Raw genomic sequence first — 21,916 nt, forward strand, 5'->3', positions numbered from 1 at the left:
AGAGGGTAGAGCCGGTGTGGAACACCTGGCAGCCGCCTGCGCCGTCCCCCGCGCCGATGGCGGAAACTCCGCCGCCGCCCCGCATCCCGGCGGGAGAACCCTTTGCGTTCCAGCCGCCCGCGGAAATCGATGTCGACCTGCCCGGGCTCGACCTGCTCGACAAGCATCCCGACGACGTCGTTGAAATCTCCGCCACCGAGCTGGCCGATACCGGCCAGCTGATCGAGCAGCGGCTCAAGGAATTCAAGGTGCCGGCCACGGTGCTTGGCGCTTCCGCCGGCCCGGTCATCACGCGTTTCGAGATCGAACCGGCGGTCGGCGTGCGCGGCGCGCAGATCGTCGGCCTCATGAAGGACCTGTCGCGCGCGCTCGGCCTGACCTCGATCCGCGTGGTGGAAACCATTCCGGGAAAGACCTGCATGGGGCTGGAACTGCCTAATTCCCGCAGGCAGATGATCCAGCTGTCCGAAATGCTCGCCTCCGGTGCCTACCGCAATGCGCGCTCGCAGCTCACGCTGGCGCTGGGCAAGGACATCACCGGCACGCCGGTCGTGACCGATCTTGCGCGCGCGCCGCACATGCTGGTTGCCGGTACCACCGGCTCCGGCAAGTCCGTGGCGATCAATGCGATGATCCTGTCGCTGCTCTACAAGGCGACGCCGGAAGACGTGCGTCTGATCATGATCGATCCGAAGATGCTGGAACTGTCGGTCTACGACGGCATCCCGCATCTGCTTGCACCGGTCGTCACCGACATGAAGCTGGCGGCCAACGCGCTGACATGGTGCGTGGCCGAGATGGAGAAACGCTACCGGCTGATGTCCGCGCTCGGCGTGCGCAATCTCGCCGGTTTCAACCAGAAGATCAAGGATGGCAGGGCGGCGGGCAAGCTGGTGAAGAACCCGTTCTCGCTGACGCCCGACGCGCCCGAACCGCTATCGACGCTGCCGACCATCGTGGTCGTCATCGATGAGCTGGCCGACCTGATGATGGTGGCCGGCAAGAAGATCGAGGAATTGATCGCCCGCCTGGCGCAGAAGGCACGTGCCGCCGGCATCCACCTCATCCTGGCCACGCAGCGGCCGTCGGTGGACGTGATCACCGGCCTGATCAAGGCCAATATCCCGACCCGCGTCGCCTTCCAGGTGTCGTCGAAGATCGATTCGCGCACCGTGCTCGACCAGATGGGCGCCGAAACGCTGCTCGGCCACGGCGACATGCTCTTCCTCCCGCCCGGCAGCGGCTATCCGCAGCGCGTGCACGGCGCCTTCGTGTCCGACGAGGAAGTGCATCGCGTGGTGGAATACCTGAAGCAGTTCGGCGAGCCGGAGTACGAGGAGGCCATCCTGGCCGGTGCGCCGAGCGAAGAGGCGGGCGGCGACCTGTTCGGCGAAGCGGGCGCCGAGTCCGACCCGCTGTACGACGAAGCCGTCGCCTTCGTGGTGCGCAGCCGGCGCGCATCCATCTCCGCGGTGCAGCGCCAGCTCAGGATCGGCTACAACCGCGCCGCGCGTCTGGTGGAGCAGATGGAAACGGCGGGCATCGTCTCGCCGATGTCGTCCAACGGCAGCCGCGACGTGCTGGTGCCGCCTTCCTCGAATTGACGCAAAAAGGCGGGGACTTTCGCCCCCGCCTCGCCTGTCTCGATGCGCTCGATCAGAAGTTGATGTTGTTGTTGGCCGACTGGGTCGGGTTCACGGTGGACGTGATGCCGCTGGCGAAGGCGACGTTGTTGCCGTTGTTGTTCATGACGTTCTGCGACTGGCCGATCATTTGCGACGCGTCGAACGAGAACTTGCTCTCGGGGGCGTAGGACGTCGGCATGCCCCAGCTCGGCTTGCAGAAGTCAGGCATGTAAGGGGCGGACGCACCCTTGTAGTAGCCGCCGCGCACAGCGGACATGGCAGCACGGTCGAGGTCGGAAGCGATGGCGAGGTCTTTGATCAGCAGGGTCATGGGTCAATCTCCTAAAAGTGGTTGGGTTGGTTGCGAAGCGCGTTTCGTCGCGTTCGATGGAGATATTGCGAGGAGTGTGCCAGGGTGGGGGTGAGGTGGGTTTTTTTGCTTAAGTCTTTGAATCGAAATAAAAAACTCTGGGCTGGTGTCAAAGAAACATCGCTGCCGAGTGTTAGCGGCGTGCAGACTACTGAAGGCATCCAGTTGGCCGATGACCAACCGCGGCTCTAGATCCCTCCCCTTAAAGGGGGAAGGAGCAGTTCAGCTCTCCGTCGCCACTCACGGGCACGACGGGAGGATGTCGCGCAGCAATCCCAGCCCGTCGGGATCGTCGGGGCCTTCGTCATTCCTCGTGAACGCACACCCGTAATTCCCACTCGCCACCGCCGCCGGATCCAGCACCTCGTCGCCAGCCGGCTTCGCTCCGCCCAGCTCCCACGTCACCATCGCCTCGAAGGCTTCCACCTGCTCCTGCACCGTGAAATCGCAGTGGGCGGGCGCGCGGATCGCGCGTTGCACCAGCCAGCGGTCGCTGCCGTTCGCGATGGCGCGCCGCTTGTAGATCTGCTGCATGCTGAACGGAACGAACAGGTCGCCCAGGCCCGCCAAAGTCACCACCGGCACGTCGAACTCGCCGTTCACCTTCGGCACCCAGCGCAAGCCGTCGCTCCTGCGCGGGTTCGCATCCGGGACGGCCTGCACGCGCAGGATGTTGGCATTCATCGCCTGTTCCTCCGGGGATAGCGCCGGATCGCCATCGAGCTGGTAAACCACGCCCGTGGTGTCCGCGATATTCCTCGCGAGGATGCCGTCAAGCGTACCGTCGTCGCCGAAGCGACGCCACACCGGGTCTTGCATGGGCTTCAGCCTGAAGCTGTCCTCCGCGATCGGCCGCACCCCGCCGGTGAGGCTGATGAAGGCTTGCATCAGCTTGCGCCCCTGGTCGGTCGGCACCGCCGGGAAGATGCGCCACAGTTCGCGCTTGATCCGGTCTTCCTTGCTGGCGAAATCGGTGACCGGGAAGCTCGTCGCCGGCACGCCGGCCAGGTATTGCGCCGCGAGTTGGTAGGCGGTGGCGTAGCTGAACAGGTCGGTATCGCCGACGTTGGCGCACATCGGCACCGCGCCGTTGTAGCGCACCTTGTTGTTGGCCGTCTCCAGCGTTTCGCGCTCGACCGCCGCCGCGGCGGCATGTCCGCCCATCGAGGCGCCGACGATATAGAGTTTCGACGGCGCCGGCAGGGGACGGTTGTTCTGCGCGGAAATTGCGGTGAAGGCGAGGGCGAGTGCATTGGTGTCTTCGATGGCCGTGCGCACGTCGTAGCCGTTCTTGCTGAAGCTGGACGCGGCCCAGGCATAGCCGTTCTCGATGAGATGTCGGCGGATGGGAATGTCGGAAACCTTCAGCACCGGATCCAGTCCCTCATATCCGTGGGCATACAGCACGAGGCGGCCGTTCCAGTTCTTCGGCACCTCGACCCGGTAGCCTGCGCCGTTGAGCACGCCGTGCCAACGGTCGGTTTCCGCTGTCACGCCGGGCATGGGGCCGAAGGGCAGGTGCGCGGGATCGAGGGTATAGGTGCGTGCGTCCTGCAGGCGGACGGGCTGCGCGCCTGCGGCCGGTGCGGGTGCCGGGGCCGAGGGCGGCGGTGCCTCTGCCGTGTCCGTTGCCGGCGTCTCGTCTTTGCCGCCGCAGCCGGCAAGAAGAAGGATGGCGGCGAATAGCGCCGTTGTTCTTTTCATTGTTTGCCTCCGAAGCAGGTTATTGGTATTGAGGCAATGGCTGCGAATTCGATCCGGCGAGACAGACAAGGGCTGACAATCGTCAAAGACTTGCCGGCTGTAAGCGTGCTGACAGCTTAGCAGTGCTACGCTCGCATGATTCTTTACGGCAACCAGGACAAGGAGAAGGCGATGGGAACAGCATCAGCGGAACGGATACCGGCAACGCTCATTCCGGGCGACGGGATCGGACCGGAAGTAACCAAGGCGACGGTGGAGGTGCTGGATGCGTTGGGTGCGCCCTTTGCGTGGGAAACGCAGATCGCGGGCATGGCCGCGGTCGATGCCACCGGCGACCCGTTGCCGGCGGCCGTGCTGGAAAGCATCCGGCGCAACCGCCTTGCGCTCAAGGGGCCGCTGACAACGCCGGTCGGGGGCGGCTTTCGTTCCGTCAACGTGCGCCTGCGCGAAGAGTTCAAGCTCTACGCCAACCTGCGCCCGGCCAAGACCCTCATTCCCGGGCGTTACGAAAACATCGACATTGTGCTGGTGCGCGAAAACATCGAGGGCCTGTACGTGGCGCATGAATATTTCGTGCCGGTTGGCGCCGACCCGCGCGCCGTGGCTGTCTCGACCGGCGTGAATACCCGCGAAGGCTGCCGCCGCATCGCCCGCTTCGCCTTCGAGTATGCCGTGAAGAACGGGCGCAAGAAGGTCACTATCGTGCACAAGGCCAATGTGCTGAAGGCGCTGACCGGCATCTTCCTGGAGGCTGCGCGCGAAGTGGCGCAGGAGTACGCCGGCCGCGTCGAAGTGGACGACCGCATCGTCGATGCCTGCGCGATGCAACTGGTGCTCAATCCCTGGCAGTTCGACATGCTGCTGTGTACCAACCTGTTCGGCGACATCCTGTCGGACCAGCTGGCCGGCCTGATCGGCGGGCTGGGCATGACCCCCGGCGCCAACATCGGCGACGGGGCCGCCATCTTCGAAGCGGTGCACGGATCGGCGCCGGATATCGCGGGCAAGGGCGTGGCCAACCCCGTGTCGCTGATGCTGGCGGCGGCGATGATGCTCGACCACGTCGGCAGGCAGGATCTGTCCGCGCGGCTGCGCAGCGGGATAGAGGCGACGCTTCTGGAGGACAAGGTGCGCACGCGCGACCTCGGCGGCAGCGCCTCGACCGCGGAATTCACCGCGGCATTGCTCAAGCGCGTGGCCTAGCTGAAGACAATCTCGTCGAACAGGCCGATCTGCACGATGCAGTCGGCCGCTTCGGCATCGATTGCCGTGCCGTCGTCTTCCTGCACGGCGGCAAGGATGAGCTCGCGGATCGCCGGCGGGACCTGCACCTCGCCGTCGGCAATGCGTTCGATCGCATCGGCGATGCCGTGCAGATCGAGCGTGCCGCCCTGAGCGGGATCCTCGGAAACAAGAAAGCTGGCTGACTTGTAGAAGCGGCTGCCTTCATCGGCCTCGTCGCTGTCTTCGACGTAATCGCCGACGTCGAAGTCCCGTACGCCGTCGGCGCCGGCATCATCCCCCTCGGAATCCGCGCTCACGTCGGCCCAGTAGGAGCAGGCGCCTTCCACCGCTGTCTCCAGCACCTGCGAAAGAAATTCGTCGTCGAGCGCATACTCGATGTCATCGATCCTGATCGTCGTCCGGGCTCTCATGGCTGCTCCCATTTCCGCATTCGATGTTACGAGGGCCGGCAGCGCAAATAGTTCGAGCCGCGCCTGTCCGCATACGTCAGGTAAAGGACGTGCCGGTGCATCCTCCCTCTATTCTTCCTGAACTTCGTTGCAGGCACTTCATCGAACACCGGATGACGTTCTCGATGAAAGGGGATAGCAATGCAGATGGTTTCCGATTTCATGACCCGCGATGTCCGTGTCGTCGCCCCGCAGGAAAGCGTGCAGCATGCTGCGCAGCTGATGGATGAAATGAATGTCGGCGCATTGCCGGTATGCGACGGCGAGCGGCTGGTAGGCATGGTGACCGACCGCGACATCACCATCCGAGCCACCGCCGCCGGACGCTCGCCGCAGGAGGTGCATGTCGACGAAGTGATGAGCACCGATGTGCGCTGGTGCTTCGAGGACCAGCCGCTGGACGATGTGATGGTACAGATGGCCGACAGCCGGATACGCCGCATCCCCGTGGTTTCCCACGATGAGGCGCACCGGCTGGTCGGCATCGTTTCGCTCGGCGATGTGGCGACCAGGACGCCCGATGGCGCGGCGAAAGAGGATGTGGAGCAAGTGCTGGAATCGGTGTCGTCGCCTTCGCGCCCGGTGCGGCCCTACATTCCGCCGGAACAGGTTGCCGGACGCAGCGGCGAGGTGCCGGCCCATGCCGGTTCGTCCCGTGAGGCAGGTGTTGAGCTGCCGCATGCCGGAGAGACGGGCGGCAGCCTCAAGCACGGTATCTCCGGAGGCGCCAGCGGCGACCCGCGCACGACGGTTGTGGACGCCGGCGGAACGAAGCGCTCCGGCAATACCGGTGACACGCAGCGCAATTTCGGCGTCGGCGGCCAGGACTTGCAGGAAGACGGACTGCCGCCGGCGTGAGCCTGCCCGGTTCAGGAAGACTTGCTGCCGCTCTGGTCGCGTGTCTTGCCGGGCGGCGTCCTCTTCGTGTTCTTGAACTCGCTGTACTTCGTCCCCGTCTTGTCGGCGGGATACTTGTTCTTGGTGTTGGCTGCCATGTGTCCTCCATTCGGATTCAGGTTGCACGAATCTTCTTAGTGCACGGCACGACGGGAAGGTTTCATCCCGTTGCCGCTATGGTTCGGACACGCTGTGGAGGATGAGATGGAAGCAAAAAGGCTGAACGGCGAACTCGCCGTCGTGACCGGTGCAGACTCAGGGATCGGGCAGGCCACCGCCATTGCCTTTGCACGCGAAGGCGCGGATGTCGTCATTACTTATCTGCATGACCGCGACGGTGCCGAGCAGACCGCGCGCGAGGTGGAAGCGGCGGGGCGCAGGGCGGCGGTGTTCCAGGCTGACCAGCGGGAATCGAAGAACGTCCGGCAATTGTTCCAGGACGTGCTCCAATCGATCGGATTGCCCACCGTCCTCGTCAACAACGCCGGCGTGGACGCGACGGGAAAGCACGTCAAGGACATGACGGACGAGGATTGGGACCTCGTTATCCGGACCAATCTTTCCGGTCCCTTCTATTACTGCCGCGAGTTCATCCGGGGCATCGAAGGTTCGGGACGCCACGGCACCATCATCAACATCACCAGCGTGCACCAGGAAATCCCGCGCGCCGGCGCGGCCGGCTATGACGCTTCCAAAGGCGGGCTGCGCAATCTCACCACGACGCTCGCACTGGAGCTGTCCGAGCGCAACATCAACGTCAACAACATCGCGCCCGGGATGGTGCTCACGCCGATGAACCAGCAGGCGATGGACGACCCCGAGGCTGAGAAGCAGCAGGTGCAATCGATTCCCATGAAGCGGGCGGCGAAGCCGGAGGAAATCGCGCACGTCGCCGTATTCCTTGCCTCGGAGCAGGCGCGTTACATCCAGGGCACCACCATCGTGGTGGATGGCGCCCTGATGCTGTTCCAGGGGCAGGGCGCCTAGCTCACTCGCTCAATGCTGGCTCGGCTGCTTGCCAGTGCTCGGGCGGTCAGGCGGCACAGGGGCGGAAATATCGCCCAGCGTGGCATCGGTATCGACATTCTGCGCGGTGGCAAGGTCGCCCAGCGACACCACGCCGACCAGCTCCATGTTGCGGCTGATGACCGGAACGCGCCGGATCTGCTGATCGCCCATTTGTTGCAGGACTTCGCCCGCCGTCTGGTCTTCGAAGCACCAGAAGACCTGGTCGCTCATGATGTCCGACACGCTCATGCTGTCCGGCGCCTGGCCTTCGGCCACCGCGCGGATGGTGATGTCGCGGTCGGTGATCATGCCGACGAGGCGCTTGCCGTTGCAGACGGGAAGGGCGCCGACGTCCAGGTCGCGCATCAGCTGCGCGGCGCGCAGCAGCTTGTCGTCGGGCGATACGACGCTGACGTCCCGGGTCATTATCTGAGAGATCGGTTTCATGGTGTTCTCCAATTATCTGGTTGGTCGACAGGCAATTGGATAAGGACGGGGCCGCGGAGTTTCCTTGCGCGGCCGCGATGCATTCCGGCCACGGTGAAGATAGTGTAGGCTATGCCGACATCATTCCATGGAGGTGGGGCCTTGAAGAAAACCGTCCTGATCACCGGATGCTCGACTGGCATCGGCCGTGCGCTCGCGGAAGAGTTCTGCCGCCGCGGATACCTGGTGTACGCCACCGCAAGGCGCGTCGAATCGCTTGCCGGGCTGGAAGCAGCGGGCATGCGCGTTGCGGCGCTGGACGTGGATGACGCCGCCAGCATCGCTGCCCTGCGCGCGACGCTGGAACGGGAGCAGGTCCGGCTCGACGTCCTGGTCAACAATGCCGGATATGGTGCGATGGGGCCGCTGGTGGAGATGCCGCTGCCGGAGCTGCGGCGGCAGTTCGAAACCAATGTGTTTTCCAACCTCGCGATCATCCAGGCGCTGCTGCCGCGGCTGCTGGCGGCGGGACGGTCGACGGTGGTGAACGTCAGCAGTGTCTCCGGCGTGCTCGCTACGCCCTTTGCCGGTGCCTATTGCGCCTCCAAGGCGGCCATCAATGCGCTTTCGGATGCGTTGCGCATGGAACTCGCTCCGCTGGGGATCAGGGTGGTGACGGTGCAGCCGGGAGGCATTGCGTCCCAGTTCGGACAGACCGCGGCGAAATCGGCGGTGGGACTGTCGCCCAATTCCCTGTACAAGCCGCTGCAGGCGCAGATCCAGGGCCGGGCCAACGTGTCGCAGGAAAACGCGATGCCGGCCGAGGTCTTCGCGCGCGAACTGGTTGCGCGGCTCGAATCATCCGACCCGCCGCCGGTGATCCGGCTCGGGCCCAAAAGCACGCTCATGCCCGCGCTCAAGCGCTGGCTGCCCACGCGCACGCTGGACCGTATCCTGTCGCGCCGCTTTGGCCTGGATGCCGAACTGGGCAAGGAATCCGTCACATGAGCAAACCCGAAGTGCAGGCGAACGAGGCACAACCGAAGCCACGGACACGGCGCATCCTCACGCGGGACGACTGGATCGACGCCGCCATCGGCCTGCTGGTGAGCAAGAGCATCGATGCCGTGCGCGTGGAAGCGCTGGCCAAGGATCTCGGCATTACGATCGGCAGCTTCTACCATCACTTCAAGGATCGCAACGAACTGCTTGCCGGCGTGCTCGGCAAATGGCATGAAAGCACGACGGCGCAGGTGGTGCGCGCCTACGGCGACCTGACGCTGGAACAGGCGATGCACGACATCCTGTCGCTTCCTTTCCACGGCGAGACGGCGCGCCGCGCGGCCATGGTCGAGTTCGCGATCCGCGCCTGGGCGCGCAGGGACGAGATGGCGCGGCAGGCGGTGCGCGAGGTTGACGAGCAGCGGCTTGCCTACTATGCCGGCGCCTTGCAGCAGGCAGGCTTCAGCAAGGCCGAGGCGGCCAACAAGGCTTTCCTCGTGTACAGCTTCCAGATTTCCCAGGCGCTGCTCTGGGAGGTCTATGACGACAAGGCGCGCAAGCGGTTGCTCGGCTTCACGAAGAAGCTGCTGCTGGCACCGGATGCTTAGGCACCCATCAGACCTTGCCCGCACACCCGGATCGTCTGTCCGCTGATGCCGAAGGCGCCAGGCGTGCACAGGAAGGCGATCAGTTCGGCGGCGTCGCGCGGCTTTCCCCCTTGCAGGAGTGAATTCAGCCGCCGCCCGACTTCGCGCGGGATGAAGGGCATGGCATCGGTCATCGCGGTCTCGATGAATCCGGGCGCCACCGCGTTGGCGCAGATGGCGCGCGCGGCCGCCTGCGGCGCCAGCGCCGCCACGTAACCGATGAGCGCGGCCTTCGAGGCGGCGTAATTGGTCTGGCCGATGTTTCCCGAAATGCCGCTGATGGAGGACAGGCACACGATGCGTCCCTCGTCGCGCAACACTTGCTGCGAGAGCAGCACGTCGTCGATGGCCGCGATGGCCGCGAGGTTGACGTTCACCACCATGTCCCAGTAATGCTCTTTCATGTTGGCCAGCGTGCGATCGCGCGTCACACCGGCGTTGTGGACGACGATGTCCAGTCCGCCGAACCTGTCCTTGAAGAAGGCGGCGATGCGTCGCGGTGCATCGGCTTCGGCAATATCCATCACCAGCGGAATCGCGCCGATGCGGATGCAGGTATCGTGCAGCGCGTCCGAGGCCGAAGGGATGTCGAGACAGACCACCTGCGCACCTTCCTGCGCCAGCCTTTCCGCGGTCGCCATGCCGATGCCGCGCCCGCTGCCGGTGACCAGCGCGACCTTGCCTTTGAGCGCCTGCGTCCACGGCAATACATCCGGCTTTGCGGCAAGCGAAGTGACCCTGACGGCTTGCCCGCTGACATAGGTCGTCTGCTTGCCGCAGAAAAAACGGACCGGCCCTTCAAGCCGGCTGACGGCGTCGCGCGCAACGTAGGCAAGGTTGACGCAAATCCCTTTCTTTCCCAGTTCCTTTCCCAGTGCGCGGCTGAAGCCTTCGATGCCCCGCGCTACCGCAGACGCCACGGGGCCGTCCGCTTCATCCGGCAGCGGCGCGGCAATGAATACCCGGCCGTTGCGCGCGATGCGGCGCATCACCGGGTGGAAGCTGTCGTACAGCACGCGGTAGTCGGACGGCGCCCGGCACCCGGTGGCGTCGAGCACAAAAATGTCGATGTTATCGCCGGAATCGGACAGTGAGGCGCTGCCGTTTTCGAGGGCTGCCTGCAGATGCTCCGCGGCGTATCCGTTCTCCGAGCGGCCGAGGATCACCATCTTGCCCGCGAAAGGCTGCGCCTCATAGCCGCCCTCGGCGCGCGCCAGCGGAACCGGGTTGGGCAGGCCGAGCGCCTTGACGATGGGGGCAATCGCGCGATTGCGGTTCAGGGACATCAGGATGTCGGACATGGTATGCCTACTTTTCGAGGATCGCGGTCACGCCCTGGCCGCCGGCGGCGCAGATCGAGATCAGGCCGCGCCCGCCGCCGGCCTGGTCCAGGATCTTCGCCAGCGTGGCAACGATGCGTCCGCCGGTGGCGGCGAAGGGATGGCCGGTTGCGATGGAACTGCCTTTCACGTTCAGCTTCGCCCGGTCGATGCTGCCCAATGGCTGGACGAGGCCAAGCTTGTCGCGGCAGAACTCCGCCGATTCCCATGCGGCGAGGGTGCACAGGACCACGGAGGCGAAGGCTTCGTGGATCTCGTAGAAGTCGAAGTCTTGCAGCGCCAGCCCGTGCTTGCGCAGCATGCGCGGAATGGCATAGGCACCGGCCATCAGCAAGCCTTCGCGCTCGTCGATGAAGTCGACGGCGGCGACTTCGCCGGCGGCGAGCCAGGCGAGGATGGGCAGGCCCTTTTTCCGCGCCCATTCTTCCGAGGCCAGCAGCACGGCGGACGCACCGTCGGTGAGCGGCGAGGAATTGGCCGCCGTGATGGTGCCGCCATTCCTGTCGAAGGCAGGGCCGAGCTTGCCCATTTTTTCCAGCGTGGTGTCGGCACGGAGGACATTGTCGCGGGAGAGCCCGTGATAGGGCATGACAAGGTCGTCGAAGAAGCCTTCATCGTACGCTTTGCCCAGATTGCGATGGCTGGCGAGCGCGAGCTCGTCCTGCGCTTCGCGGCTGATGCCATAGCGGTTTGCGGTGATCTGCGCATGCTGTCCCATCGACTTGCCTGTCCTCGGCTCGGCATTGGCCGGAATCTCGGGCACGAGATGCTTCGGATTGACCAGGCCGAGCGCGGCCTTCAACCTGGCGCCGCTGCTGCGTGCCGCGTTCATCGCCATTAGCGTGCGCTGCATGCCGCGGCTCACCGCGATCGGCGCGTCCGAGGTGGTGTCCGTGCCGCAGGCAATGCCTGCGTCGATCTGCCCGAGGGCAATCTTGTTCGCCACCAGGATCGCCGCCTCCAGCCCGGTGCCGCAGGCCTGCTGGATGTCGTAGGCGGGCGTGTTCGGATGCAGGCCGCTGCCGAGCACGGATTCGCGCACGAGGTTCCAGTCGCGCGCATGCTTCATCACCGCCCCGCCCGCTACCTCGCCCAGCATCTCGCCCTGCAGCTGGCACTTCTGCACGAGACCTCGGAGGGTGTCGGTGAGCATTGTCTTGTTGTCGAGCTTGAAATACGCGGTGTTCGAGCGCGCGAAGGGGATGCGGTTGGCCGCGACGATCGCGACGCGGCGAGCGGCGCCATGGTGCATGAGCTCTGTCCTCGGTTGGGGAAGGTGCCGGGGATCGTAGCATAGGCCCCCTTATGTCGCAATAGGGTTGCCTATGTTCCAGCCGGGAGCGCCGGCCACCAGTCGCTGATGCGTCCGTCCGCGAAAACGGCGATGTCGCCGAACTGTTGCAGCACGGCTTCGCTCTGGCGCGGGCGAAGGAAGACGAAATCGTCCGGCCGCAATCCCTGCACGCCGGAGCCGACGAGCAGCTGCTGGTTCGACGAAGTGCCGTACAGGCCGGTCTCCGCCAGCCCGGCGGGGGAGACCGGATCGGCCAGCCAGTTGCCGCCATAGATGAAGTAGGCCTGGCGCTGGTTGACGTCCCATGCGGAGGCAATTGCGCCGATGGTCTCCACCCCGTAGGGCAGGACGAATTCGCGGCCTGCCTTGAGCACGGGGGCGGCGATGAAGGCGGCGGGCGACAGGTCGTGCAGCAACGGGACATCGAAATCGCTCGGCTTGAGCAGTGCGGAACCGAGGGCCAGTTCGTTGGCGTCGCCGCTGCCGTCGTGCAGCCGGTAGGTCAGCGATCCGCCGGTGTTGAAGCAGGCGGGTGCACCGTGCGGCATTGCCTTGCGCCCAAGCGACGCGCATTCGGCGTATCGCCGCTTGGATTCGGCGAGCGCACGTTCGCGCAGGCCGGGGATGTCCGGCAGCTTGGCGACGTGCGCGTCGTATCCCATCAGCCCTGCGAGTTCGAGGCGGGGTTCCGAGACGATGATGCCGATCATTTCCTGCAAGTCCCGGACGCTCTCCACGCCGCCCCGGTGCAGCCCGACGTCGATTTCGATGTTGAGGCGCATCTGCAGGCCGCGGCCCTGCGCCAGCGAGCGATACTGCGCCAGCCGTTGCGGCGTATCGACCAGCCATTGCAACTGGCGCTCGGGACGGAAGCCCTTGTTCGCGGCGCTATCGTAAAAGCGTGCCGCCGCCGCCACAGGCAGGGGTTTTCCGAGCAGGAGTTCTGTGCCGGGACGTTCGGCGGTGAGCCGCTGCAAGGCGGGGAGGCTGAATACCATGAGCCTGTGCGTGGCGGCGCCTTGCATGAGCTGATCGAGCAGCGGGAGGCTGGGCAGGGACTTGGCGACGAGGCGCAGCCGCATTCTGTCGCCGATATGCGCAAGCACGCGCTGCGTATTGGCAAGCATGCGCTCGCGGTCGATCACCATGGTCGGCGTGGCGATGCCCGCTGCGGCCAGCGCCCGCGACATTCCTTCGAAATACGCGGAGTGCCGTGCGCCGGCATCGCTGGGGCGGAAGGCGAGCAGGGCGGCGCCCGCGCCCGCGCCGAGCGCTGCGAGGAAAGTGCGGCGGCCGGCAGGCATCAGGCGGCTCCGAACAGCGTGCGCAAGTGCGGGTTGAGCATGCGGCCGCGCGGATCGAACCCTTGCCGGACTTCATGAAAATCCTTCCAGCGCGGGTACAACTGCGCCAGTTCGCGCGCCGTGAAGTCGTGCAGCTTGCCCCAGTGCGGGCGGCCGCCGTACTTGCGGAAGACCGGGCCGATGTCGGACAGCAGGTAGTTCCAGGCTTCGTCATGGGCCGCATGGACGGCGATGGAGCAGCTGTCGCGCTGGTAGAAAGGGCTGAGCCAGGCATCGTCGGCCTTCACATAGCGGAACTCCACCGGAAAGAACACCTCGTTGCGCTTTTCCAGCGTGCGTATTACTTCCTTCACGCAGGCGATGCCGGCTTCCCGCGGCACATGGCACTCGGACTCGTTGAAGCGCGTGCGGCGCGTCGTCGACAGAAGGCGCCAGGAGCGGTTGCGCGCTTCTTCGGGGGGCGCCCCATCGATCAGCCTCGCGGCGGCCCAGCGTCGCAGCTCGGGAAAGCGGCCGAGCCAGTCGCGCAGCCGGCGCAGGTCGCGCAGCGCATCCTCATCCTGCTGCGGCGGCATCCACACATCGTTGCCGGTGTAGAGGTCGTACGTGATCGCCGCCGCGTATCCGGTAAACGGCAGGTAGTAGAACTCGAAATTGCGGTGCCGCGCCGCCAGTTCCGGCGCAAGCGGCAGCAGCTCGTCGATGGGCTTGAGCCAGACGCGGCGCTGCAGGTTATAGGCGGGCACCACGCGCAATGTCATCTGCGTGATGACGCCCAGGCAGCCGAGCGAGACGCGCGCCGCCGCGAAGACGTCCGGGTGGCGGCGCTGGTCGCATTCGATGATGCCGCCCTGCGGCGTGACGATGCGCAGCGCCAGGACGTCCGCGTGCAGCGCGGGCAGGGCGGCGCCGGTGCCATGCGTGCCGGTGCTGACGGCGCCGGCCAGAGTCTGCATGTCGATGTCCGGCAGGTTGCGCAAGCCGAGGTAATGCGGGTCGAGCTGTCGCGAGAGGACGTTCAGGCGCGTACCGGCGCGTACCGTGGCCGTGCCCGCACCGGTATCGACGGAGACGACGCCGGACAGCCGGTCCAGCGCGAGCAGGGTGCCCTCGGTCGGCACCAGGGGGCTGAATGAATGGCCCGAGCCGACGCAACGCACCGGCCCGCCTGCCTGCCGCAGCAGCGCGGCAATCTCGCTTTCATCCGCCGGCGTTGCCAGCGCCTGCGCCTTGCAGTGCTGCAGGCCCGACCAGTTGCGCCAGGTGAAGGATGGGGCCGGCGGATCGGGCTGGGCAGTTGCGGCGAACAGCCGGGCGCCATATCCGGCTGCGAGTCCGCCCAAGCCGGCTTTCAGGAATGCACGCCGGCGCAGAGTTGTCCGTTTCATGCCGCCGCTCCGCCGCTCATGAAGCGGATCAGGTCGCGCAGATCGTCCCGGTTGCAATCGTTGCACAGGCCGCGGGCGGGCATGGCCTTGAATCCTTCGAATGCATGGTCGACCAGTTGTTCCATTCCCTTGCCGGCCAGGGGCTTCCATTGCGGCGCGAAACCCGTGAGCGGCGCGCCGCTGCCATCGACGGCGTGGCAGCCCATGCAGGAGCGCTCATAGCGTTCCGCCAGGCGTGCGTCGTCCGGGCGCAGCGCTTGCGCGCGTGCGATATCGGCCGCGGCGGGCTTGCCGTTGCCGGCGCAGGCGGCAAGTGCCACGATGACCGGCGCCAGCATGTTCAGTCGCATTGGTCTTCCTCTCGTAGTGCGCTCGATAGGAAGATTCTCTAGCGGTTTGGGGACGCTTATGCGGGCCGCGGCTTGGCCTGGGAAGCCAATCGCTGAACCCGGCAGGCCCGGCTTACAGCAGTTCTGCGAGCGCTTCGGCCGGCCTGGGCGGCGACAACAGGTAGCCCTGGATTTCGTCGCAGCCCTCTGCGCGGAGGAAGGCCGACTGCTCGTCCGATTCGACGCCCTCGGCGATGACGGACAATCCAAGGTTGTCGGACATCGCGATGATGGTGCGGATGATCGCGCAGTAATGACTGTCGGCAGGGGTATCCCTGACGAAGGACTGGTCGATCTTCAGGCGGTCGATGGGCAGCTGCGTCAGGTAGGACAGCGACGAGTAACCGGTGCCGAAATCGTCGATCGCCACCGTCACGCCGAGCGCCTTGAGCTGGTTCAGCTTGGCGACGGTTTCCTCGATGTTTTCGAGGATCGAACCCTCGGTGATTTCCAGCTCCAGCAGGTCCGGCGGGAGGCCGGTGCGCTCCAGCGCCGACCGCACCTCGGCGACAAAGCCCTCATGCAGGATTTGCCGGGCGGTGATGTTGACGCCGACCCGCAGCCTCAGCTTCCTTTCCCGCAGCCAGTACGCCGCCTGCTCGCAGGCGCGGTGCAGCACCCAGTTGCCGATGGGGATGATCAGGCTGCTTTCCTCGCTGATGGGAATGAATTCCTGCGGCGAAATCATCCCGATGCCGGGGCGCTGCCAGCGCAGCAGCGCTTCCACGCCGATGATGTCGCCGGTGTGCAGGCTGCGCTGCGGCTGGTAGTACATCACCATTTCATCGCGGTCGACCGCGTGCCGCAGCGCCATGCGCAGCTCCATGCGGCGCGAGGCGGAGCGGGCCATCGATTCGTTGAAGAAGCGCCAGCAGTTGCGGCCGGAGAGCTTGGCCCGGTACATCGCGGTATCGGCATTGCGGATCAGGGTTTCGCTGTCGCGCCCGTCGTGCGGATACAGGCTGATGCCGATGCTCAGGCCGACGTAGAGCTCCATCCCGTTGATGCGGATCGATTCGGAAACCGACGCGCACAGCTTTTGTGCAATATGCTCGATGGCGGGGCGGGCGTCGTCGAGTTCCTCCAGCAGCACGACAAACTCGTCGCCGCCGACGCGGGCAACGGTATCCGACTGCCGCAGGCAGGCGTTGATGCGCTCGGCGACGCAGCACAGCACCCGGTCGCCGATTACGTGGCCCAGGGTATCGTTGATGGTCTTGAAGTGGTCGAGATCGAGGAACATCAATCCCAGCCGGGTCTGCCGCCGTTCGGCGGTCGGGATTGCATGCTGGATGCGGTCGGCGAAGGTTTGCCGGTTGGGAAGCCCGGTCAGGTGGTCGTAATGGGCCATCTGGTAGAGCTGCCGTTCCGAGGCGCGCTGCTCGGTGATGTCCTTGCAGATCACGATGAATGCCCATGTCCGTCCGTGCTTGTTGCGCACCACCGTCATGCTGTTGAGCAGGATCAGCTCCTGCCCGGCCTGCGTCCTGGCATGCGACTCTCCCTGCCATGTGCCGGTTGCCCTCAGCGATGCCTTCACTGTCTCGAAGAACTGGGGGCGGTTGAAGTCGTGCGCGATGGTAGATACCGGCGCGCCGGCGAGCTGCTCTTCCGCGTAGCCCAGCAGTGAGCAGAACGCCTTGTTGACGCGCAGTATCGTTCCCTCGCGCGACACGATGATGATGCCCAGAAGACTGCTCTCGAATACTTTCGCGGCCAGTTCGAGTTCCTGGTATGCGCGCTTGCGTTCGGTGGCGTCGACCATCACGCCGCGCAGGGTGGGGTTGCCGTCCGCATCGGACATGGCGAGGTGGTTCAGCAGCCATACCTCATGCCCGTCCGGATGGACCAGCCGGTGTTCCATGTAGGAGGGAAGGGTGGGGATGGCGTCGAGCACCTGCTCGCGGGCGGTTCCCAGATGTATTTCCCAGAAGCGCTCGTCGCGCAGCCATTCCTCCGACGGGTAACCGGTGATCTTGGCCGCACTGTTGCTGACATAGCGGAAACGCAGGCTCGGATACTCCGCTTCCCAGACAATGCCGTCGATGCCATTGACGAGCTGCTGGAAACGCCGTTCGGAGCGCACCAGGACCTTGTTCTTGTCTTCCAGCTTTTCCTGCGTCTGCAGCAGGGAAACGAGTTGCGTGCGCAGCATCGCGATCAGCAAGACCATCAGCGCGGCCGAGGCGGCGCCCCATGCCAGGGAGTGGCGCATGCGTCGCGCCCAGGGCGCCAGCACATCGTCCCTGGAAATCGATGCGACCGACAGGAAGGGAAAATTCGCCGATTCCGCGTACCCGACGATGCGCGATGTGCCGTCCACGGCGCCCGCGTCCACATGGTAAGAGCCGGCGGGGGCATTGCGGAAGTGGTCGAACAGCGGCGCGCCGGCGATGTTCTTGTCGAGCGCCTTCTCCGCCAGCGGGCTTTCGACCAGCACCCAGCCGTCCCGGCGCACCAGCAGCAGGCGGCTGTCGGCGCCGAGGTTCAGGGAGCGGTAGAAGCTTTCGAAATAGGCGATCGACATGCCGGCGACGAGAATCATATGCAGCGAACCGTCACGGGCCCGGATGCTGCGCGAGATCGTGAACACCCATTGGCCGCTGGTACGGCTTTTGACGGCGCGCGACACGTACACCGCATCGCTTCGCGCCGCCTTGTGAAAAGCAAAGTAGTCGCGGTCGCTAACGCTGGCGTGCGGGACAGGATGCCTCAGGCCGCTCGCCACGATATCGCCCTCGGCGTTGACTGCGTTGATGGCTAGGAACTGGGGCAGGGCGTTCGAATAGGACTTGAGCAGCTTGTGCAACGCGGCTTCAGGGAGAGGGCCGGTGCTCAGCCCGTTTTCGCGGATGTCCGCCGCCGCGTTCTGCATCAGCCGGTCGGCCTCGCCGAAGGCGCGGTTGGCATGTTCCCCGAGCGCCTTCGAAATGCGTGCCGCATCCGATTCCGCCGTGCGCAAAGTGCTGTTGTAGTCCTGCACGATGGAAGCGAGGGTGGACGCAAGATAAAGCGCCGGGAAGAGCACCGCCAGCACGAGCAGGCGCCGGCGCATGCGTTGAGCATTGTGTGTATCCAGCATCCGCTGCTCCTCTTGGCGATGTCCTCCCCGAAACGAGTCTGCGACGGCGGAGGCCGAGGCGTTTGCTGTAGCTCAAATGCACGGCGAATGCAGAATCTCGTAATGCGTTTGCGGTTTCATATACCCGACATAAGAGCAAGGTTTATTAATTTTATGTATAATGAGAATCGTTATCATTCTGATTTGCGCGTTTTTGCAATCTCCGCGCGGATTCCGGGCGATGAGCCTTTTTTGACTGAGGATTTGAATGAGCATTTCCCTGCGGTATGTTGCGGCGGCAGTTCTCCTGGCCGTTGCGGCCGGCACTTCCGTCCACGCCCAAGACAACGTCCTGAACCTCTATTCGGCACGGCATTACCAGACCGACCAGATGCTCTATGACCAGTTCACGAAGCAGACCGGCATCCGCATCAACCGCATCGAAGCCGACGACAATGCCTTGCTGGAGCGCCTGCGGACCGAAGGCCGCAACAGCCCGGCGGACGTGATTCTGATGGTCGACGCCGCCCGCCTGTGGCGCGCGCAGGTGGAGGGCCTGTTCCAGCCGGTGCGTTCGAAAGTGCTGGAGGAGCGCATTCCCCAGAACCTGCGCGGCGGCGACGAAGGTCAGGGCGCGCAGTGGTTCGGTTTTTCGACCCGCGCGCGCATCATCGTCTACAACAAGGTCAGCGTGAAGCGCGAGGATGTTGCCACCTATGAATCGCTGGCAGACCCGAAGAACAAGGGCAAGGTCTGCACGCGTTCCGGCTCGCATCCGTACATGCTGTCGCTGATCGGCGCGATGATCGAGCGTAACGGCGAGCCGGCGACGGAAAAATGGGCACAGGGCATGGTCGCCAACTTTGCCCGTCCGCCGCGCGGCGGCGATACCGACCAGATCAACGGCGTGGCCTCGGGAGAGTGCGGCGTCGCGCTGGCGAATTCCTACTATTACGCCCGCATGCTTCGTTCGCCGCGCACCGAAGACCGCGAGGCCATCAACAAGGTCGGCTTCGTCTGGCCGAACCAGGAAACGACCGGCACACATATCAACGTCGCGGGCGGCGCTGTCGCGCGCAACGCGCCGCACCGCGAGGCGGCGGTGAAGTTTCTCGAATATCTGACCAGCGACGAAGCCCAGGCCTACTTCGCCAACGGCAATAACGAATGGCCCGCCGTTCCCGCCGTAACAGTGAAGAACCCGGCGCTGCAGGGCATGGGCAAATTCAAGGCGGAAAACGTGAACGTCACCGCCATCGGCAAGAACCAGGTGGCCGCGCAAAAAATTCTCGACCGCGCCGGCTACAAGTAAGCATTTTTCAGATCGGGGCGCCGGATGCCGGCGTCCTCCAACATCAACCGTCGCCGCCAGCCATTCACTCGATAGCCAGCCAGACGAAACACTTCGAGGATTGGCAATGCAAGAAAAGAACGGGAAACCCCAGGTTTCCGCAACCCCTCCTTTGGCTGACGCGCCGCAGCGCCCGATGCCCGAACGCCGTCTCGCCGGGCTGCCGCTGGGCGCGATGATGTTTGCCGTCTCCATGTCCAGCATCGCGCAGACCGCGGCGCCGGAACAGGTCTTGCCGGCGGTGAACGTCAAGGGCGTGAAGGAAACACAGAGCAAGGAATCGGTGCGCACCACCACCACCAGCATCGGCAAGGGCCAGCAGGACATCAAGGACATCCCGCAGTCGGTCACCGTGATGACCGAAAAGCTGATGGACGACGCGAAGCTGTCCACCCTGCGCGAGGCGCTGCACTACACGGCCGGCATCACCTTCGCCGCCACCGAAAACGGCACCGACCAGGACATCCGCATGCGCGGCTTCCCGGTGGCGACCACCGGCGACCTCCTCATCGACGGCATGCGCGATCCTTCCCAGTACGACCGCGATACCTTCAACTATGACCGCGTCGAAGTGATGCGCGGCTCCGCGTCCATGCTGTTCGGGCGGGGCTCGACGGGCGGTGTGATCAACCAGGTCAGCAAGCGCCCCTTCCTGGCCGACCAGCATGAAGTGGCGACCACGGTCGGCACCCACGGCAACAAGCGCGTCACCGGCGACTTCAATTTCAAGACCGGCGAGGATGCGGCACTGCGCCTGAACGTGATGCGCCATGTGGCCGACAACAAGGGCGCGGAAATCGACAAGTACGGCATCGCGCCGAGCTTCAGCTGGGGCATCGGCACGCGCGACGAATTCAATATCGGCCTGTTCCATCTCGATACGGACAACATCCCCCAGGCCGGCATCGCCTACCTCGGCGGCACCGTTCCCGACATCGAAGCGGGCAACTTCTACGGCACCCGCAGCGATTACATGCTGGGCAAGGCAACCTACGCCAACTTCGCCCACATCCATCGCTTCGGCGAGGGCGCGGAGCTGCGCACGCAAGTCCGCAGCGGCAAGTTCGACCGCGCGCAATGGAGCAGCCGCGCACGCTTCCTCGACGCAACCGCCACCACAGCCAGCCTGAGCGCGGCAACCCGCTTGCAGCGCAACGGTCTGGCGCCGCGCAAGGATGAGTACCGCGGCACCTACGCACAGAGCGACTACAGCGACAAGTTCAACTGGTTCGGCGTGCAGCACGCGGTGCTCGCCGGTATCGACGCGGCCTATGAAGAGGCGGACCGTTTCGGCGCCGCCGGCGTGGTGGGAACCAACTTCGACAAGGGTATCACCCTGGTCGGCACGCCCAATGACGGCACCACGCTCGGCGTATTGCCGACGTATCGCCCGACCAGCGCCTACGAGGCGAAGTCCTTCGGCGCCTACCTGCAGGACGTGGTGCAGGTCGCACCCGCGTGGAAGGTGCTCGGCGGCATCCGCTTCGACAGCTTCAGCGGCGACTTCGAGCAGATCACCTACTCGGCGGCCGGCGTGCCCACGCGCACCGTATCCAGCCTGTCCGAGTCGCCGGTCAGCTATCGCACCGGCGTGCTGTACCAGCCGACCAGCGCCTCCTCGTTCCACCTTTCGTACGGTACCTCGTTCAACACCGCGGCCGACACCTACCAGTACGTGACGCCGCAGAACGCCAACACGCCGCCCGAAAAGAGCCGCAACATCGAACTCGGCGCGAAACTGGACTGGCTGGACGGCAAGCTCTCTACGCGTGCGGCCCTGTTCCGCACCGAGAAATACAACGAGCGCACCACCGATTCCGATTTCGCCGGTCAGGCCTATCTGCTGTCCGGACGCCGCCATTCCACCGGCGTCGAATTCGACGTCGTCGGCAGGCTGGCGCCGAAGTGGGAGGTCTACATGTCGTATTCCTACCTGCACAAGGCGACCATCGACGCCATCGGCAGCGCGCAAGCGGCCGTGGTGGGCTCGCCGGTCGGACTTACGCCCAAGCATACCGGCGCACTGTGGCTGAGCTACCAGGCCACCCCGCAGCTGCGCGTCGGCGGCGGCATCCACGGTGCCTCCGTCAACCGTCCGCTGCAAGGGACGACCGGCGCTGCCAGCACGACCGCCAAGGCACCGGGCTATGTGGTCGGCGACTTGATGGCGGAATATGTGATCGATGAAACCTGGACCGCGCAGCTCAACGTCAACAACGTCACCAACCGCACCTACGGCGACCAGCTGTATCCGGGCTTCTCGATCAGCGGCCCGGCACGCACGGCGCTGCTGACGCTGGTGGCACGTTTCTAAGTTATTCAGCATGCTCCTTCATCTGAAAAACGTCTTGTCGAAGGATGAAGTCCGCCGGGCGAGGGAAGTCCTCGCCCGGGCCCCCTGGGCCGACGGCCGGAC

18 protein-coding genes and 1 pseudogene are annotated in these 21,916 nt (G+C 65.0%); 8 read left to right on the forward strand and 11 right to left on the reverse strand.

Annotation, left to right across the window (positions count from 1 at the left end; translation table 11 throughout):
* A partial coding sequence (locus VFF99_RS12635) for a DNA translocase FtsK (RefSeq protein WP_325018393.1) occupies positions 1-1,604 on the forward strand: 1,604 nt, incomplete at its 5' end.
* Between the two features lie 52 nt (positions 1,605-1,656).
* Here the strand turns inward: VFF99_RS12635 and VFF99_RS12640 are convergent.
* Positions 1,657-1,956, reverse strand: coding sequence for a hypothetical protein (locus VFF99_RS12640; RefSeq protein WP_325018395.1), 300 nt, complete (start codon positions 1,954-1,956; stop codon positions 1,657-1,659).
* A gap of 279 nt (positions 1,957-2,235) precedes the next feature.
* Positions 2,236-3,699: an alpha/beta hydrolase gene (locus VFF99_RS12645; protein WP_325018397.1), complete on the reverse strand. Its 1,464-nt coding sequence runs from the start codon at positions 3,697-3,699 to the stop codon at positions 2,236-2,238.
* A 171-nt stretch (positions 3,700-3,870) separates the two neighbouring features.
* Between VFF99_RS12645 and VFF99_RS12650 the strand changes: the two genes are divergently transcribed.
* Positions 3,871-4,902, forward strand: coding sequence for an isocitrate/isopropylmalate dehydrogenase family protein (locus VFF99_RS12650; RefSeq protein WP_325018399.1), 1,032 nt, complete (start codon positions 3,871-3,873; stop codon positions 4,900-4,902).
* On the opposite strand, the gene VFF99_RS12655 is transcribed toward VFF99_RS12650, so the two are convergent.
* Positions 4,899-5,354: a hypothetical protein gene (locus VFF99_RS12655; protein ID WP_325018401.1), complete on the reverse strand. Its 456-nt coding sequence runs from the start codon at positions 5,352-5,354 to the stop codon at positions 4,899-4,901. The genes VFF99_RS12650 and VFF99_RS12655 overlap by 4 nt on opposite strands.
* Before the next feature lie 180 nt (positions 5,355-5,534).
* On the opposite strand from VFF99_RS12655, the pseudogene VFF99_RS21315 reads away from it, so the two are divergent.
* Positions 5,535-5,972 (forward strand): annotated as a pseudogene (locus VFF99_RS21315) (CBS domain-containing protein); the annotation flags it as partial.
* A 290-nt stretch (positions 5,973-6,262) separates the two neighbouring features.
* Here VFF99_RS21315 and VFF99_RS12665 read toward each other — a convergent pair.
* Positions 6,263-6,388 (reverse strand): hypothetical protein, encoded by a 126-nt coding sequence (locus VFF99_RS12665; RefSeq protein ID WP_325018405.1) that lies wholly within the window; start codon positions 6,386-6,388, stop codon positions 6,263-6,265.
* Between the two features lie 106 nt (positions 6,389-6,494).
* On the opposite strand from VFF99_RS12665, the gene VFF99_RS12670 reads away from it, so the two are divergent.
* On the forward strand, positions 6,495-7,277 hold the full coding sequence (locus VFF99_RS12670) for a glucose 1-dehydrogenase (RefSeq protein WP_325018407.1): 783 nt from the start codon (positions 6,495-6,497) through the stop codon (positions 7,275-7,277).
* Between the two features lie 9 nt (positions 7,278-7,286).
* Here VFF99_RS12670 and VFF99_RS12675 read toward each other — a convergent pair whose 3' ends face one another.
* On the reverse strand, positions 7,287-7,745 hold the full coding sequence (locus tag VFF99_RS12675; RefSeq protein WP_325018409.1) for a CBS domain-containing protein: 459 nt from the start codon (positions 7,743-7,745) through the stop codon (positions 7,287-7,289).
* Between the two features lie 141 nt (positions 7,746-7,886).
* Here VFF99_RS12675 and VFF99_RS12680 point away from each other — a divergent pair, with 141 nt between their 5' ends.
* Together VFF99_RS12680 and VFF99_RS12685 are read left to right on the forward strand one after the other, a co-directional pair.
* On the forward strand, positions 7,887-8,732 hold the full coding sequence (locus tag VFF99_RS12680; protein WP_325018410.1) for an SDR family oxidoreductase: 846 nt from the start codon (positions 7,887-7,889) through the stop codon (positions 8,730-8,732).
* Complete coding sequence (locus VFF99_RS12685; RefSeq protein WP_325018412.1) at positions 8,729-9,334, forward strand: TetR/AcrR family transcriptional regulator; 606 nt, start codon at positions 8,729-8,731, stop codon at positions 9,332-9,334. The genes VFF99_RS12680 and VFF99_RS12685 overlap by 4 nt, the downstream gene beginning before the upstream one ends.
* Here the strand turns inward: VFF99_RS12685 and VFF99_RS12690 are convergent.
* The 6 genes from VFF99_RS12690 to VFF99_RS12715 all read right to left on the reverse strand — a co-directional run bounded on the left by VFF99_RS12690 (position 9,331) and on the right by VFF99_RS12715 (position 18,170).
* A complete protein-coding gene (locus tag VFF99_RS12690) occupies positions 9,331-10,674 on the reverse strand; it encodes a 3-oxoacyl-ACP reductase (RefSeq protein ID WP_325018414.1) in 1,344 nt (447 codons plus the stop codon). The two genes, VFF99_RS12685 and VFF99_RS12690, sit on opposite strands and share 4 nt — an antisense overlap.
* 7 nt (positions 10,675-10,681) lie before the next feature.
* Positions 10,682-11,965, reverse strand: a complete 1,284-nt coding sequence (locus VFF99_RS12695) for an acetyl-CoA C-acetyltransferase (protein WP_325018415.1) — start codon at positions 11,963-11,965, stop codon at positions 10,682-10,684.
* A 71-nt stretch (positions 11,966-12,036) separates the two neighbouring features.
* Positions 12,037-13,311 carry an alanine racemase gene (locus VFF99_RS12700; protein ID WP_325018417.1) on the reverse strand — a complete coding sequence of 425 codons (1,275 nt, stop codon included), beginning with the start codon at positions 13,309-13,311 and terminating at the stop codon, positions 12,037-12,039.
* Positions 13,311-14,699 (reverse strand): D-arabinono-1,4-lactone oxidase, encoded by a 1,389-nt coding sequence (locus VFF99_RS12705; RefSeq protein WP_325018419.1) that lies wholly within the window; start codon positions 14,697-14,699, stop codon positions 13,311-13,313. Before VFF99_RS12705 ends, VFF99_RS12700 begins: the two co-directional genes overlap by 1 nt.
* Positions 14,696-15,049 (reverse strand): c-type cytochrome, encoded by a 354-nt coding sequence (locus VFF99_RS12710; RefSeq protein ID WP_325018421.1) that lies wholly within the window; start codon positions 15,047-15,049, stop codon positions 14,696-14,698. The genes VFF99_RS12705 and VFF99_RS12710 overlap by 4 nt, the downstream gene beginning before the upstream one ends.
* A gap of 112 nt (positions 15,050-15,161) precedes the next feature.
* The gene (locus VFF99_RS12715; protein WP_325018423.1) at positions 15,162-18,170 is read right to left on the reverse strand and encodes a bifunctional diguanylate cyclase/phosphodiesterase; all 3,009 of its coding nucleotides are present in this window, start codon (positions 18,168-18,170) and stop codon (positions 15,162-15,164) included.
* Between the two features lie 247 nt (positions 18,171-18,417).
* Here VFF99_RS12715 and VFF99_RS12720 point away from each other — a divergent pair, with 247 nt between their 5' ends.
* Together VFF99_RS12720 and VFF99_RS12725 are read left to right on the forward strand one after the other, a co-directional pair.
* Entirely contained in the window at positions 18,418-19,461 is a 1,044-nt protein-coding gene (locus tag VFF99_RS12720) for a Fe(3+) ABC transporter substrate-binding protein (RefSeq protein ID WP_325018425.1), read from the forward strand.
* A gap of 175 nt (positions 19,462-19,636) precedes the next feature.
* Entirely contained in the window at positions 19,637-21,814 is a 2,178-nt protein-coding gene (locus VFF99_RS12725; RefSeq protein ID WP_325018427.1) for a TonB-dependent siderophore receptor, read from the forward strand.
* The last annotated feature ends 102 nt before the right edge of the window (positions 21,815-21,916 follow it).

It is taken from the genome of Noviherbaspirillum sp. (assembly GCF_035654295.1).
Classification (GTDB): domain Bacteria; phylum Pseudomonadota; class Gammaproteobacteria; order Burkholderiales; family Burkholderiaceae_D; genus Noviherbaspirillum.